Consider the following 14,980-nt stretch of genomic DNA (forward strand, 5'->3'; position numbering starts at 1 on the left):
CCAGATGTTCGTCTCGGGCCGTCCCCCGGGTCGTGCAACCTACCCAAATCCCGCCAATCGCCGCAGGCGGCCGGCGGGGGCCCCTTTGAACCTTGGGAGTAGGCCCACATGACCCAGCAGTCACTGGAGCCACAGACCGTCGCCGACGACGCGGGAGAAGGCACCCGCGTCCCGGCCGGACGGTCCTGGCTCGACCGGTACTTCCACATATCCCACCGGGGATCCTCCGTCGCGCGCGAGGTGCGCGGCGGCATCACCACCTTCATGGCGATGGCGTACATCCTCCTGCTCAACCCCCTGATCCTGTCCGGCAAGGACGCGGCGGGAGACACCCTCGGGCAGAAGGCCCTGATCACCGCGACCGCGTTCGCGGCGGCCCTCACCACGCTGCTGATGGGCTTCTTCGGCAAGGTGCCGCTCGCCCTTGCCGCCGGCCTCTCCGTCTCCGGCGTCCTCGCCTCGCAGGTCGCCCCGCAGATGACCTGGCCGCAGGCCATGGGCATGTGTGTGATGTACGGCGTCGTCATCATGCTGCTGGTCGTCACCGGCCTGCGCGAGATGATCATGAACGCGATCCCGCTCGCGCTCAAGCACGCGATCACCATGGGCATCGGCCTCTTCGTCGCCCTGATCGGCTTCTCCAAGGCCGGCTTCGTGCACCAGGGCGAGGCCACCCCGCTCACCCTCGGCCCGGCGGGCGAACTGGCCGGCTGGCCCGTGCTGCTGTTCGCCGTCACCCTGCTGGCCATCTTCATGCTCCAGGCGCGCGGCATCCCCGGCGCGATCCTGATCGGCATCATCGGCGGCACCGTGATCGCCGTGGCCCTCAACGCCTTCGACGTCATCAAGCGCGACCAGTGGGCCGGTGGCGCCCCCGAGCTGCACGGCAGCGCCGTCTCCATGCCGGACTTCTCCATCTTCGGGAACGTGGAGTTCGGCGGCTGGGGCGAGGTCGGCGCCATGACCGTCGGCATGATCGTGTTCACGCTGGTGCTCGCCGGGTTCTTCGACGCGATGGCCACCATCATCGGCGTCGGCACCGAGGCCAAGCTGGCCGACGACAAGGGCCGGATGCCGGGCCTGTCCAAGGCGCTGTTCATCGACGGCGCGGGCGGTGCGATCGGCGGCGTCTCCGGCGCCTCCGGCCAGACGGTCTTCGTCGAGTCGGCCACCGGCGTCGGCGAGGGCGCCCGTACGGGCCTGTCCTCCGTCGTCACCGGCCTGTTCTTCGCGGCCTGCCTGTTCTTCACCCCGCTCACCGCGATCGTGCCCGGCGAGGTCGCGGCCGCCGCCCTGGTGGTGATCGGCGCCATGATGATGATGAACGCCCGGCACGTGGACTGGGCCGACCGCGCCACCGCGATCCCGGTCTTCCTCACCGTCGTGATCATGCCGTTCACCTACTCGATCACCGCGGGCGTGGCCGCCGGCGTCATCTCCTACGTCGCCATCAAGGCCGCCCAGGGCAAGACACGCGAGATCGGCGCGTTCATGTGGGCGCTCACGGTGATCTTCGTGGTGTTCTTCGCGCTCAACCCGATCGAGAGCTGGCTGGGCGTCCACTAGCCCGGCCATGACCAAGTCCCCACCGCACAACCGCCGTTAAGGAGACCGAGAGATGCTGGACATCGCCGAGGAGTTGCACCGGTGGGTCGAGCAGGGCCGTGACTTCGCCGTGGCGACCGTGGTCGCGGTCGGCGGCAGCGCACCCCGTCGGCCGGGCGCCGCGCTCGCCGTCGACAGCGACGGCACGGCCATCGGCTCGGTCTCCGGCGGCTGTGTGGAGGGCGCGGTCTACGAACTGTGCCAACAGGCCCTCCAGGACGGCGAGTCGGTCCTGGAGCGGTTCGGCTACAGCGACGACGACGCCTTCGCCGTAGGACTCACCTGCGGCGGCGTCATCGACATCCTGGTCGTGCCGGTCCGGGTGGGCGACCCCGTCCGCCCGGTCGTCGCGGCCGCCCTCGCCACCGCGGCGCGCGGCGCGGCGGCGGCGGTGGCCCGCGTCGTCTCCGGCCCGGGGGAGCTGACCGGCCACGCGCTGCTCGTCCGCCCCGACGGCTCCTACGACGGCGGCTTCGGCGCCCACCCCGGGCTGGACCGCACGGTCGCCGCCGAGGCCCGCGCCTTCCTGGACGCCGGCCGCACCGGCACCCTTCAGATCGGAGAGCAGGGCTCTCGCTGCGGAGCGCCGCTCACGATCCTGGTGGAGTCCTCCGTGCCGCCGCCCCGGATGATCGTGTTCGGCGCGATCGACTTCGCGTCGGCGCTGGTCCGGGTCGGCAAGTTCCTCGACTACCACGTCACCGTGTGCGACGCCCGGCCCGTCTTCGCGACGCGGGCCCGCTTCCCCGAGGCCGACGAGATCGTCGTCGAGTGGCCCCACACGTACCTGGAGCGGACCCCGGTGGACGCCCGCACGGTCCTGTGCGTCCTCACCCACGACGCCAAGTTCGACGTACCGCTGCTGCGGCTCGCCCTGCGCCTGCCCGTCGCCTACGTCGGCGCGATGGGCTCGCGCCGCACCCACCTGGAGCGCAACGAGCGGCTGCGCGAAGTGGGCGTCACCGAGGTGGAGTTGGCGCGCCTGCGGTCCCCGATCGGCCTCGACCTCGGCGCCCGCACGCCGGAGGAGACGGCCCTGTCGATCGCCGCCGAGATCGTGGCGGACCGGCGCGGCGGCAGCGGGGTCTCCCTGACCGGCGCCCACACGCCGATCCATCACGACACCGCGCCGCCGCCGGCCGGGCGGATCGGGTCGGTGGCCTGAGCGGGGGAGCGCCGCACGGCCGGCTGGTCCGGCCAGGCGAAGGCGTAGTCCGGGTCGCCGCCCCGCTCCAGCCGTACGAAGCGCAGCAGTTCGCGCACGATGCCCGCGTTGCCCATCGCCCACCCGGTGCACGGCTCCAGGTCGCTCGGGTCGGCCCGGTGCTCGACGTTCGACCAGCGTGCGCCGTCGGTGTCGCGCAGGGCCCGCGCGGCGAGGTCCGCGACGAGCAGCCGGGCTAAGTCCGGGGCGTCGCCCTGTTCGGCGATCCGGTCACAGGCGAGCGCGAGGACGCCCGCCGTGCCGCAGCAACGGCCGTTGTTGTCCCAGAAGCCCGGCCGCAGCCGCTCGGGCAGCCCGGAACGGACGACGGTGTGCCAGCAGCGGTCGACGAGGGCCGGCCAGACGGGACCGCCGAAAAGGTCCCGCAGCAGCCGGAAGACCTGGGCGTCACCGGCCGGGCCGTGGCACCAGCCGTAGTTGTAGCGTGCGGCCCGGTCGGGCGCGTGCGCCGGGTCGGAATGGGGGACGAGGAAGCCCTCGGGTCCCGCCTCGTTCCGGGAGACCACGTCCGCGACCCCCTCCAGGGCCAGCTCGGCGAGGTCCGTGCGGCCGGTCGCCACGCCGACGGAGGCCAGCCCGCACACGACGCCGAGCGTGCCGTGCGAGATGTGGTGCATCCGGCCGGGCACGTCCGGCTTGAAGGGCCACTGGACGCCCGTCGCGGTCCGCTCCGCGGTGTGGACGTACGGCTCTACCGCGCGCACGGCCAGTTCGACGTCGCCGAGCAGCAGCGCGCCGAGGCCGATCCCGGAGTTGCCGCCCATCAGCTCGAACAGCTCGCCCCAGCGCGTCCCGTCGAACCCGTTCCGTACGAGCCCCATGGCCCGGTCCGACGCGGCGCCCGCCGCGGTGTCGCCCAGCTCGTCGTGAACGGCCCGCAGGACGAGGGCCATTCCGGTGCGGCCGAAGTAGAGCGAGTCGTCGTCGTGGCCGTCGAGTACGGCCGCGAGGTTCCGGGCGGCGCGTACGGCCGCATCCCCGTAGGAGTCGTCACCGAAGTGCCGGCGCGCCTCCAGCAGCACCGGCACGACGCTCGCCGTGCCGCTGTAGAGGATGGGGTTCAGGTCGTCGTCGGAGGGGCGGGTGGGCCAGCCGAGGCCGCCGTCGGCGTCGTCCCGCGCGACCCCGAGGAGCCAGCGCAGTCCGTCCGCCGCCAGTTCCTCGGCGCCGTCAACTTCCTTGGTGGTCATGCGACTTACTCTGACATACATCGGTCACGGCCGTCTGAGCAGGCGGTTCACCGCCCGCCCGAACACGTACCGCGCCGACGCCCGCAGCGGTCCGTCGAAGATCCGCGGGAGCAGACGCACCCGCAGCTCCTCGCGCCACACGACGTGCGCACGGCCGCCGGGACCGGGCCGCACCTCGATCTCCGCCCAGCCCTTCACCACCCGGCCCCGCTTCTCCAGCCGGCACAGACCGGGTGTCCCCTCGGCCGGCGGCCGCCACACGGTGACCTCCATCCGGTCGTCGAAGCCGAGCGGTCCCAGCCCCGACCGGGCCACGAAGACCGTGCCCTCACGGTTCGGGCCGGGCGTGAGTACCGAGACGCGCGTCAGCGGGACCACCTCGCCGTGGCGGGGCCACTCCGTGAGGCGCCGCCAGGCCTCGGGCGGGGGGAGAGGTGCCGTGCGTTCGAGGAGGAAGGTGACCACAGGACGATCTTAGGGAATCGGGCCTGCTCAGCGGCGTACTCGTCAGATCCGCCTGTCGGGCGGCTACGGGCCGTGCCGCCGAACGGTCCGCGTGCGTCCGTGGGGTGGTCATGGGGCGTGGCGTCTGCCGGCCGGGCAGGCCCGGTGTCCGAGGCGGAGGGCGTGACTCGGGGCGATGCCTCCGGACCGTCATGGGTCGTGGTGTTGGCTGATATGTGTCTGTCCGTCGGGGTGATCGCGGCGTCGGCTGATCCGTGTGCGTCCGTCAGGTGACCCGGGGTGCCGCGTCGGTCGGCCTGCGTCCGGCCGACGGGCGATCGTGGCTCTGGCGCCCGCCCATCCGCTCGCCTCGTGGACCGAGGCGGAGGGTGTGCCGCCGGTCCGCGGGTGCTCCGCGGCCGGATGACGCCTACCGGATCCGTACACCTGTACGGCACCATGAGCGCGACCGCAGTACCGGCCGGAGGGCGTCTCGTGGACCGCGAACCGCACGGCAGACTGGACGCGTTGGCGCGCGACCCGTATCCGTACTACGAGCGCGCCCGGCAGGCCGACGGCCTGATGCACGTCGCCGAGCTGGACGCCTGGATGGTCGCCCGCGACGCCGACGTCCGTGAAGTCCTGCGCCGCCCCGAGGACTTCTCGTCGGCGAACGCGATGCGGCCCGACGTCCTGCCCTCGCCCGCCGCGCTCGCCGTCCTCGGCCGGGGCTTCGGCGGACGCCCGGTCGTCGTCACCGCCGACGGTTCCTTGCACCGGCGGCTGCGCACACCGATCGTCCGCGGCCTGTCGCCGGCCCGTGTCACCGCCGTACTGCCGTACGCCGCCGAGCGGGCCTCCGCCCTGGTGGACGCGTTCGCCGGGGAGGGGCGGGTGGAGCTGATGTCCGCCTACGCCCAGCGCCTGCCCGGCGAGGTGATCGGCCGGATCGTCGGACTCGACCCCACCGACGTGCCGGCCGTCGTGCACGGCGGGCACCGGGCCGAGGAGCTGCTGTTCCGGCCCCTTGAGGAGGCCGAGCAGATCGCCGCGGCCGAGGACGTGGTCGCCATGCAGCACCTCCTGGACCGCTATGTCCGCGAACGGCACGCCCGCCCGCGCGAGGACCTGTGCACGGAGCTGGTGGCCTCCGTACGGCGGCCCGGGGACGGTGAGCCGACGCTGGAGGAGCGCCACGAACTCGTCGCCCACCTCCAGAACCTGCTGATCGCCGGACATCTCACCACGACGGCCCTGATCGGGACCACGGTGCTGCACCTGCTCCGCCATCCGCCCCAGTGGCGGCTGCTGTGCGCGGAACCCGACCGCATTCCGGCGGCCGTGGAGGAGGCCGCCCGCTACGACAGCGCCCTTCAGGGCTTCCGCCGGGTCACCACCCGCCCGGTCACCCTCGCCGGTACCCAACTGCCCGCGGGAACCGCGCTGTTCGTGGCCTTCGGCGCGGCCAACCGGGACCCCGATCGCCACCCGCGCCCCGACACGTTCGACATCACCCGCTCACCCGGCCGCCACCTGGCCTTCGGCCTCGGCGCGCACGGCTGTCCCGGCGCCCAGCTGGCCCGTGAGCAACTGCGGCTCACCCTGGAGGAGTTGACGCGCCGCCTGCCCGGTCTGCGGCTGGCGGAGGAGCAACCGGTCGTCATGCGGCCGACGATGATCCACCGCTCTCCCTACCGGCTGTGCCTGACCTGGTAGTTCACCGGTACACCTCGCCGGGCTCGACCCTGCCCGGAGCGAGGAGCCGCGGCACGGTCACGAACACGTACCCCTGCTGCGGGCATCCGGGGCCTGGACGAGGTCACGGCGGCTGCGGGCGGCGACGGCGTCACAGCACGAACAGTGGGGGGCGCTGGCCCGGTTGTTCGCCCTGCGGGGAGCCTAGTCAGTGGTGGGGGCAGGGCACAGGGCGATCAACTCCTCCGCGGTGCGCGGGCCGGGAGCGGTGTCGTCCAGGAGGCCCTGGGCGCGCAGGAGTTGGGTGGTGGCGATGCCCCACGGCAGGCGCAGGCCCGCCTGGTGGAGCAGGTCGGTGCGGGCCAGGGTGGGGGCCGCGGGGCCGGTGTGCGCGCCCGACGGGGTCAGCAGGGCCGCGTCGTCGGCCCAGCGCAGGGCGAGATCGACGTCGTGGGTGGCCATCACCACCGTGGTGCCGGAGGCGCGCAGGGCGTCGAGCGTACCGAGGAGACGCTCCTGGCCGTCGGGGTCGAGGCCCGCGGTCGGCTCGTCGAGGACGAGCACCCGGGGCCGCATGGCGACCGCGCCGGCGATGGCGGTGCGCTTGCGCTGCCCGTAGGAGAGGAGATGGGTGGGGCGGTCGGCCAGGGCGGTGATGTCCAGTGCGGCCAAGGCCTCCTCGACCCGGGCCCGCACCTCCGCGTCGGACAGCCCCAGGTTGAGCGGCCCGAAGGACACGTCCTGGGCGACGGAGGCGGCGAACAACTGGTCGTCCGGGTCCTGGACCACCAGCTGGACGGTCGTGCGCAGCCGGGTCAGGCCCTTGCGGTCGTACGCCACCGGCTGCCCCTGCACCGTCAACCGGCCGGTGTCCGGCCGCAGTCCACCGCTGAGCAGCCGCATCAGCGTGGTCTTGCCGCTGCCGTTGCGGCCCAGCAGGGCGAGCGCGCGACCCTCGCGGATCTCGAAGTCGAGCCCGCTGAGCACGGTGGGGCCGTCCTCGTAGGCGAAGGACGCGTCCCGCAGGGCGACCAGGGCGGTCTCGCTCATGTCAGGGGCCTTTCGAGGGCGAGGGTGAGGGCGGCGAGGGCCGCGAGCAGGACGAGGCTCGCGGCCGTGAAACGGGCCGAGACGCGGGCCTCGGGCAGCAGGACGCGCAGGGTGCCGTCGTAGCCGCGGCCGGCCAGCCCGGCCTGGAGGCGGGCCGCCCGGTCGAAGGCGCGGACGAACGCGGTGGCGCCGAGTCCCGCCAGCGAGCGCCAGGTCGCGGCCCGAGTGGTGTGCCCGAGGCGGGCGGCCTGCGCCTCCCGGATCCGGCGCACCGCGTCCAGCAGCAGGAAGCTCATGCGGTACGTCACCATCGCCACGTCCACGACGGCCGGGGGCACCCCGGCCCGCACCAGCCGCGGCAGCAGGTCGGACATCGGGGTGGTGAAGGCGAACAGCAGCACGCCGAGGGAGGCCGCGGAGGTGCGCAGCAGCAACTCCCCGGCCCGCAGCGGCCCGTCGTCGGCGAGCGCGACGAACCCCCCGGGGCCGCCGACCTGGACGAGGAGGGTGGCGGCCCCGGTCACGCAGAAGCCCAACGGCACCCGGTACGCCCGCCACAGCCGCCGCGCCGGGACACCCGCCGGGCCGAGCAGCACCGTCAGCGCGGTCACCAGCACCAGGGCCGCGCCCGGCCAGGGCGGCAGCGAGATCGCGAGCACGGTGAGCCCGAGGCCGAGCACGGCCTTGTCCACGGGGTGACGGTGGCGCCAGCGGCTGCTGTGCGCCGCCGCGTCGATGGGCAGCACGGGTGTCAGGTCCGTTCGGGGGCGGCGGGGTCCGGGGCCGTTTCCTTGGGGACGGCGAGGTCCGGATCCGGGTTCGTGTCCTTGGGGGTGGCGGGGTCCGGGTGCGGGTGCTCCGGGGTGGTGAGCGCCGCGGCACGGGCCCGCTCCTCGCCCTGCCGCCTGCCCCGGCGCAGGCCGAAGTAGTAGGCGAGGACGCCCGCGCCGAGGGCCGCCTGGAGGGCGAACAGGGCCGACTCGATCTCGCCGGAAGGCGGTTCGTACAGCGGCGAGAACCACGGCTCGTAGTCCGGGTCGAGTTCGGTGATCGCCGTCTCCGCCTCGGCGTCGGCGCCGGTGAACGGCTCCTCCTTGTGATCGCCGAGGCCGAGGACCAACGGCAGCACCGCGAGGGCCGCCACGAGGAGCAGCAGCAGGGAGTTGATCTTCGCGTTGCGGCTCACCGGGCCACCCCCTCGGCGCCGGCCGGCGTCTTGCGGCCCGTCAGGAGCACGCCGAGCCTGGTCAGTTCGCCCTTGCTGGACTGCACCAGCAGCCGCATCACCAGGACCGTCAGCAGCCCCTCGCTCACCGCGAGCGGGACCTGCGTGACGGCGAAGATGGAACCGAACTTGCCGAGCGCGCCGAGGAATCCGCTGCTCGGGTCGGGGAAGGCCAGCGCCAGCTGGACGCTGGTGACGCAGTACGTGGACAGGTCGGCGACGAAGGCGCCGCAGAACACGGCGCCCATCAGCGGCACGTCGTAGCGGCGCAGCAGCCTGTAGACGGCGTATCCGGCCCAGGGCCCGACGATCGCCATGGAGAAGACGTTGGCGCCGAGCGTGGTCAGTCCGCCGTGGGCGAGCAGCAGCGCCTGGAAGAGCAGGGTGATGGTGCCCAGCACCGCCATGATCGGCGGCCGGAACAGGATGGCGCCCAGGCCGGTGCCGGTGGGGTGGGAGCAACTCCCGGTCACCGACGGCAGCTTCAGCGCGGACAGGACGAACGTGAAGGCGCCGGAGGCGCCGAGGAGCAGGGTGGACTCGGGGTGCTCGCGCACCTCACGCGTCAGTGACCGTACTCCGTGGACGACGAACGGCGCTGACGCGACGCCCCAGGCGACCGCGTGCGCCGGCGGGAGGAAACCCTCGGCTATGTGCATGGCTGAGCAGACCTTCTCCAGCACCTCGTGGATGGTTGACGCGCCCTGGCCGGTCTCCTGGCTCACGGGTACCACCGCCCGTGCTCCGCCTTCCCGGGTCGCAAGGACCCAGTGGCTGCCCGCGAGGGCCGGAGCCGGACTTCCCGATCACAGTGGCGAGGGCCGCACCGGCATCACACCGGATTTCCCGTTCACCAAGGCGTGGTGACACTAATCGGACGCCATGGCCGCTGACAAGCGGCAACGGGCCCCGGGCACCCTGTGCAAGGGTGCCCGGGGCCCTGGTGAACCGTTTCCACGGCCGGCGCGTTCCGCCCGCTCAGGGCTCCAACTCGACCGTGACGGCGGGTGGCTGGTGGAGGGTGTTGTGGACGGTGCAGTGCGAGGCCACGGCCAGCAGGGCGTCCCTGCGCTGCCGGGGGAGGTCCGGCGGGGGGACCACCACCACGCGCAGCGCGGTGACCCGGGCCGGGCGGTCGGTGGCCATGGTGAACTCCGCGCGGACACGCAGTCCGGAGCGGGGCAGGCGGTGCCGCTGGAGGTAGCGGCCCGCGTAGAAGGCGACGCAGGTGGCCAGGGACGCGGCGAACAGCTCGGTGGGGGTCGGCGCGGTGTCCGTGCCGCCCGCCTCGGTGGGCTGGTCGACCTGGAGGTGGTGGCCCCGGATGTCCACGGCGTAGGCGTCGTGGTCGAGGTGGGCGACCTCCAGGCGGTGCACATCGGCGTCGTGCCGCCGGTCCGTGTCGAGTGTCTGCGGTGCGGTGCCGGTCATGGCCGGGCCCTTCTCCTCGATGACGACTTCTGACGGTTTCCAGTCGACCGCGGACGCCGAGCCGGGTGAAGAGGCCGAGGGGGTGCGGCGGGGGCCGTTCGGCCCTGGTGCGCGGGGCCGCGTCGGCATACCCGGCGGGCCCGTGGGGGCGGACCGCCCGGCCCGGTCCCGCGTCCACGGCCCGGGTGTCGTGCGGTGCCGCCGGGCCTTGCCGTGGAGCGCCGTGGTCGTGGCCGTGGCGAGGCGGAGGGCGGACCAGTTGATCGGGGCCCCGGCCGTCGCGGCAGGGGAGGACCGGGGCCAGGGGCTGGTGAGGAGGGTGCGGCGCAGGCCGGGGGTGATCTGCTGGGCGAGGACGAAGACGCCCATGACGGCGACCAACCAGCCGAAGGCCCTGCGCAGCGCGTCCTGCGGGATGCGTCCGGCGAGGCGGCCGCCGAGCAGCCCGCCGGCGACGGCGATCGCCGTGACCAGGTGGCGAAGCCCCAGTCGATGTGCACACTCGCCAGGTGTCCGGCCGGCCCGGCGAACGACTTCATGGCGATGACCAGCAGTGAGGTGCCGACGGCGACGGTCATCGGCAGTCCGCCGAGCCGGCCCGGCGCAGCCGGGCGGCGACGCTGATGCCGGCGATGCGGTGCCGGCCGGACAGCGGTGCGTGGTCGGGGGAGGGGGGCGGCCAAGACGGTGTTCCTTCCTGTGGTCCGGGTGCGGGGCGACGTGTGCCGACGGGGCGGCAGACCGTTGCCTCCTCAAATACCCCCGGCGGTTTCCTCTCGGCGAGAGTGCGGCGGTCGAGGAAGGCCCGCCAAATACCCCAAGGAGTATGTGTCCGGCGGGCAAATGTCCGGATCGGGACGAAGTCGCCCCCCGAGTCCTCGGCGCCGCCCCGTCGATTCCGGTTCGACCGGATCCACCGGTCAACGGTTCTCGGCCCTCGCACGTCCCATACATGCCGGTGAGAGATCGATGAGAGGCGGCCATGGCAGGCAGACGCGACGAAGAGGCGTTCTCCGAATTTGTGCACACCCGGTCCCGGGCGCTGCTGCGGACTGCGTACCTGCTCTCCGGCGGCGACCACGCACTGGCCGAGGACCTGCTGCAGTCGGCGCTGGTCAAGGCCTATGTCGCGCTCCCCAGGCTGCGCGAGCCGCGGGCGCTGGAGTCGTATGTGCGGCGGACGCTGGCCAACACCGCCACCTCCTGGTGGCGCAGCAGACGTGTGCGCGGCGAGCGGCTGACGGAGGGCTCGTCGGCGAGCCTGCCGGCGGTGCCGGCCTCCGTGGCGCCGGACCGGACGCCCGAGGTCGACGAGCGGGAGCAGATCTGGGCCTGGGTGTGCTCGCTGCCGCCCCGGCAACGGGCGGTGATCGTGCTGCGCTACTACGAGGACCTGACCGAGCCGCAGACCGCCCGACTGCTGAACTGCTCGGTCGGCACGGTGAAGACCCAGGCCCACCGGGCCCTGGGGAAACTGCGCGACATGGTCGCCGGGGAACTGCCCAACGCTGTGGAGGAAGCGCTGTGAACGAGCGGAACGAACCGAGGGAACAGGGGCGCGGCCCGGTGCAGGAGGCGCTCGCCGCGCGGGCGGACGAGGCCTCCGTCCCCGACGGCTGGGCGGACCGGGTGCTGCTCGACGGCAGGCGGGCGGTCGGACGGCGGCGGCTCCTCGCGTCGGCCGCGGCGGCGGCCGCGGTCGTGGCGGTCGCGGTGGCGGTCCCGTTGAGCGGGCTGTCCGCCTCCGACGCGCAGCCGCCGGCCTCGACGCGACCGGACTGGGCGGCACGGGCCTCCGTGCCTAAGGAGCTGCGGAACCTGCCGGTGGGCCCGGACACCCGGGTGCCGTACGGCACGGGCGGCGACCACAACGCCTCCGCCGGGCGGATCATGCTCGTCGGCAGGGCCGTGCCGGTCCCGGAGGGGCTCACCGGGCTCCGGATCTGGCGGGCCGGGGACCGGGGGTTCGTGTATCTCGCGCAGGAGTCCGAGTCCGTCACGGTCGTGGTCCACGTCGACGCGGACGGTACCGCGAAGGAACTCGAACGCACGGCGGACGGGCAGCACACCACCCAGCTGAACGTCTCCGACGACGGCCGTTTCGCGGCCTGGAGCGTGCATCCCACCCGGGGCCGTTCGGCGGTCGTGAAGCGCGCCGACCTGACCACGGGCGAGGTCGACTCCCGCACCTACGACGGCATCGACTCGGTCCACGGCTTCGCCGGCCACGACGTACTCGTGGCATGGAACGGGCGTATCCAGAACGTCGGCAGCCTCGACCGGGACAAGACGCCCTGGCCGTCCGCGGCCCTGAGCAGGCATCAGGCAGGTCTGTCGGTGGCCGGCGACTCCGTGCTGCTGCACGAGCCCGACGACTGCCTGCGCAGCTACGCGCTCTCGCGGCCGGACACCCGGCGCTGGGAGTTCTGCGGCGACATCGGCCGGACGCTGTTCGCACCGGACGGGCGGCGGATCGCCGACGCCCGCGGGGACGGCTCGGTCGTCGTGCACGACGCGTCGACCGGCGAGGTGACGGCGGAACTGCGGCCGCGGACGGCCTCGCGGGTCCATGTCCAGGGCATGATCTGGGAGTCGGACGACGCGCTGCTGCTCGGTCTGGCCCAGGGCGAGCTTCCTGCGCGCGGCCTCGCGGCCCCGGAGTACGGGCCGACCTACCTGGTCCGCTGCGAAGTGCGGCGAGAACGCTGCGAACTCGTCGACACCGGCGGGCCGATCACGGCCTTTCCCGCCTCGGCCTCGTAGCCACCGGGCGAGCGCGCGCCGCTCGCCCGATGACTACGAGCCGTCGCTCAGGAGGTGCGGGCGAACTCCGGCCCGAAGGAGTCCGTCGTCACGGTGAAGTGCGTGAACCGGCCGTTGTCGCCGTCACCCGCCTTGGTCCAGAGCCGGCACCGGTAGCCGGAGTCGGCGCCCCGGTCGACGGCCAGGGCGTCCGGCATCTCGTCGCACGTCAGCTTCTGCTCGAACCCGCCGCCACCCTGCTCACCGTGGTTCCGCCAGAACTCGTTGTACACCCGCTCGGCGACGAGGAGGTCCTTCAGCGGTCTCGTCTCGTACCGGATCAGGAAGGCGCCTTCCTTGTAGTCGTCCTTGACCGTGACTTCGTAGGGGATCTCCACGCCTTCGTAGGTCGCCGTGCACCTGCTGGTGGCGGATGCCTTGAGAGTGACGCCGTCCGGGCAGTCCGCGGTGGTCTCACCGTCGATCCAGGCGTCGCGCAGCAGGTCCTCGCGCAGCTTGTACTCGACCTTCTCCGTGAACTCCGCGTCCTTGCCCGGCTTCGGTTCGGGCTCCTTCAGGTCTTCGAGCAACTCCACTACACCGGGCCGTGCCCGATCGATCTCCACGGCAAGGGGTTCGGCCTCGGACGCCTGCCCCCGGGACTTGCTCCCGGCCGGCTTCGCCGCCGCGTCGGCACTGCTGTCCTCGCCGCTCCCGCATCCCGCGGCCAGGGCGGCGGCGGTGACGAGGAGCAACGTGATCCTGGGTATACGCATGCTGTATTTCCTGAGAGTCTTTGCGGAAGGGCCATTGCACCGGGGGCGGCACGCCGCGGCCAGGGCGGCGGCCGGGCGCGGCGCTGAGGGTCAAGAAATCGGTCGCTTCGGGTCAAGGGCGCGGGGCGTGGGCCGAGGAGCGCACCGCCCCGCGAATCCCCCCCCGTGCTCAGAGCCGGTCCCGGCGTTTGAAGATCACGTACAGGCTGACGCGGACGACCCCCATCAGGGCGATCGCGAAGGGGTACCCGAAGTGCCGGTCCAGCTCCGGCATGTGGTCGAAGTTCATGCCGTAGATCGTGCCGACCAGCGTCGGGGCGAACAGGATGGCCGCCCATGAGGAGATCTTCTTGAAGTCGTCTACTTGGCGGCTCTGACCTGCGGCGAAGCGACTCCGGCCGCCTCTGGCCTGCGAAGATGAGTCTTTCGGCATCGTTCAGCGTGGTCTCGCGTCACGCAGTCGATTCTCCCCACGCGCTCCCCACGGCCGTCGCGACTCCCCGGATTCTCCCCACAGCTTGCCACTGCCAGGGCAGTGGCGACCCGGGTGACCCGGCCCATCCGCAGGATTGCCGCAGGCACGCCGAGTGACAAGCGGGTGGGTATGTGCCTGGCCCGGCATGCCGACCCGTCATCCCTGCGTGGGCGGGCAAGGACTGGTGCACTGGGCGACAACTGACCGTGCGGCGCCCGTCCTAGCGTGACCAGGTCCGCAACCACGCAAGCTCATTCGCAATCGAAGGGATCAACGCATGCCGTTCATCACCGTGGGCCAGGAGAACTCCACGACCATCGACCTCTACTACGAGGACCACGGAACCGGGCAGCCGGTTGTCCTCATTCACGGCTTCCCGCTCGACGGCCATTCCTGGGAGAGGCAGAGTGCCGTGCTGCTCGACGCCGGTTACCGCGTCATCACTTACGACCGCCGCGGTTTCGGGCAGTCCAGTCAGCCGACGACCGGATACGACTACGACACCTTCGCGGCCGATCTGAACATCGTGATGGAGACCCTCGACCTGCGGGACGCCGTTCTCGTCGGATTCTCGATGGGCACCGGGGAGGTCGCCCGGTACGTGTCCACTTACGGCTCCGCCCGAGTCGCCAAGGTCGCTTTCCTGGCTTCGCTGGAGCCCTGCCTGCTCAAGAGTGACGACAACCCGGACGGCGTCGCGCCGCAGGAGTTCTTCGACGGCGTCGTCGCGGCCGTCAAGGCTGACCGCTACTCGTACTACACCAGCTTCTACCAGGACTTCTACAACCTCGACGAGAACCTCGGCACCCGGATCAGTGAGGAGGCCGTCCGCAACAGCTGGAACGTCGCTGCGGGCGGTGGCTTCTTCGCAGCCGCCGCCGCGCCCTCGACCTGGTACACGGACTTCCGGGCCGACATACCGGCCGTCGACGTGCCGGCCCTGATCCTGCACGGCACGGGCGACCGCATCCTGCCCGTCGAGGGAACCGCGCGGCCGTTCCACAAGGCGCTCCCGGCCGCCGACTACGTGGAGATCGAGGGCGCCCCGCACGGCCTGCTCTGGACCCACGCAGAGGAGGTCAACGCGGCACTCCTCACCTTCCTGCGGAAGTAATCACACGG

14 protein-coding genes, 2 pseudogenes and 1 riboswitch are annotated in these 14,980 nt (G+C 72.6%); of the genes and pseudogenes, 6 read left to right on the forward strand and 10 right to left on the reverse strand.

The features are described 5' to 3' along the window. Positions 1-108: 108 nt before the first annotated feature. Positions 109-1,566 (forward strand): NCS2 family permease, encoded by a 1,458-nt coding sequence (locus ICC28_RS07350; protein ID WP_188287602.1) that lies wholly within the window; start codon positions 109-111, stop codon positions 1,564-1,566. Positions 1,567-1,618: 52 nt separating this feature from the next. Continuing rightward, positions 1,619-2,770, forward strand: coding sequence for an XdhC family protein (locus ICC28_RS07355; RefSeq protein WP_188287603.1), 1,152 nt, complete (start codon positions 1,619-1,621; stop codon positions 2,768-2,770). Here the strand turns inward: ICC28_RS07355 and ICC28_RS07360 are convergent. Together ICC28_RS07360 and ICC28_RS07365 are read right to left on the reverse strand one after the other, a co-directional pair. Beyond that, entirely contained in the window at positions 2,722-4,020 is a 1,299-nt protein-coding gene (locus ICC28_RS07360; protein WP_188287604.1) for a lanthionine synthetase LanC family protein, read from the reverse strand. The genes ICC28_RS07355 and ICC28_RS07360 overlap by 49 nt on opposite strands. A gap of 24 nt (positions 4,021-4,044) precedes the next feature. Further along, entirely contained in the window at positions 4,045-4,485 is a 441-nt protein-coding gene (locus tag ICC28_RS07365; protein ID WP_188287605.1) for an SRPBCC family protein, read from the reverse strand. A 474-nt stretch (positions 4,486-4,959) separates the two neighbouring features. Between ICC28_RS07365 and ICC28_RS07370 the strand changes: the two genes are divergently transcribed. Then, positions 4,960-6,180: a cytochrome P450 gene (locus tag ICC28_RS07370; protein WP_188287648.1), complete on the forward strand. Its 1,221-nt coding sequence runs from the start codon at positions 4,960-4,962 to the stop codon at positions 6,178-6,180. Positions 6,181-6,363: 183 nt separating this feature from the next. Here ICC28_RS07370 and ICC28_RS07375 read toward each other — a convergent pair whose 3' ends face one another. The 6 genes and pseudogenes from ICC28_RS07375 to ICC28_RS07400 all read right to left on the reverse strand — a co-directional run. Beyond that, positions 6,364-7,209, reverse strand: coding sequence for an energy-coupling factor ABC transporter ATP-binding protein (locus ICC28_RS07375; protein WP_188287606.1), 846 nt, complete (start codon positions 7,207-7,209; stop codon positions 6,364-6,366). Continuing rightward, entirely contained in the window at positions 7,206-7,955 is a 750-nt protein-coding gene (gene cbiQ / locus ICC28_RS07380; RefSeq protein ID WP_188287607.1) for a cobalt ECF transporter T component CbiQ, read from the reverse strand. Before cbiQ ends, ICC28_RS07375 begins: the two co-directional genes overlap by 4 nt. Before the next feature lie 5 nt (positions 7,956-7,960). Continuing rightward, positions 7,961-8,395, reverse strand: coding sequence for an energy-coupling factor ABC transporter substrate-binding protein (locus ICC28_RS07385; protein WP_282700454.1), 435 nt, complete (start codon positions 8,393-8,395; stop codon positions 7,961-7,963). After that, a complete protein-coding gene (locus ICC28_RS07390) occupies positions 8,392-9,093 on the reverse strand; it encodes an energy-coupling factor ABC transporter permease (protein ID WP_188287649.1) in 702 nt (233 codons plus the stop codon). Before ICC28_RS07390 ends, ICC28_RS07385 begins: the two co-directional genes overlap by 4 nt. A 29-nt stretch (positions 9,094-9,122) precedes the next feature. Beyond that, positions 9,123-9,307: riboswitch (cobalamin riboswitch) on the reverse strand. A gap of 105 nt (positions 9,308-9,412) precedes the next feature. After that, positions 9,413-9,994 carry an OsmC family protein gene (locus tag ICC28_RS41235; protein WP_411158572.1) on the reverse strand — a complete coding sequence of 194 codons (582 nt, stop codon included), beginning with the start codon at positions 9,992-9,994 and terminating at the stop codon, positions 9,413-9,415. Between the two features lie 210 nt (positions 9,995-10,204). Further along, a pseudogene (locus ICC28_RS07400) lies at positions 10,205-10,458 on the reverse strand (TSUP family transporter); the annotation flags it as partial. Between the two features lie 389 nt (positions 10,459-10,847). On the opposite strand from ICC28_RS07400, the gene ICC28_RS07405 reads away from it, so the two are divergent. Together ICC28_RS07405 and ICC28_RS07410 are read left to right on the forward strand one after the other, a co-directional pair. After that, positions 10,848-11,393 (forward strand): SigE family RNA polymerase sigma factor, encoded by a 546-nt coding sequence (locus tag ICC28_RS07405; RefSeq protein ID WP_188287608.1) that lies wholly within the window; start codon positions 10,848-10,850, stop codon positions 11,391-11,393. Further along, positions 11,390-12,628 carry a hypothetical protein gene (locus ICC28_RS07410; protein WP_188287609.1) on the forward strand — a complete coding sequence of 413 codons (1,239 nt, stop codon included), beginning with the start codon at positions 11,390-11,392 and terminating at the stop codon, positions 12,626-12,628. The genes ICC28_RS07405 and ICC28_RS07410 overlap by 4 nt, the downstream gene beginning before the upstream one ends. Positions 12,629-12,675: 47 nt before the next feature. Here the strand turns inward: ICC28_RS07410 and ICC28_RS07415 are convergent, their stop codons facing one another. After that, positions 12,676-13,383 carry a DUF4333 domain-containing protein gene (locus tag ICC28_RS07415; RefSeq protein ID WP_188287610.1) on the reverse strand — a complete coding sequence of 236 codons (708 nt, stop codon included), beginning with the start codon at positions 13,381-13,383 and terminating at the stop codon, positions 12,676-12,678. A 169-nt stretch (positions 13,384-13,552) separates the two neighbouring features. After that, positions 13,553-13,750: pseudogene (locus ICC28_RS07420) on the reverse strand (CorA family divalent cation transporter); the annotation flags it as partial. A gap of 385 nt (positions 13,751-14,135) precedes the next feature. Between ICC28_RS07420 and ICC28_RS07425 the strand changes: the two are divergent. After that, complete coding sequence (locus ICC28_RS07425) at positions 14,136-14,972, forward strand: alpha/beta fold hydrolase (protein WP_188287611.1); 837 nt, start codon at positions 14,136-14,138, stop codon at positions 14,970-14,972. Positions 14,973-14,980 lie beyond the last annotated feature (8 nt).

The sequence above is a fragment of the Streptomyces sp. TRM68416 genome (genome assembly GCF_014596915.1).
In the GTDB taxonomy this organism is placed as follows: Bacteria; Actinomycetota; Actinomycetes; order Streptomycetales; family Streptomycetaceae; genus Streptomyces.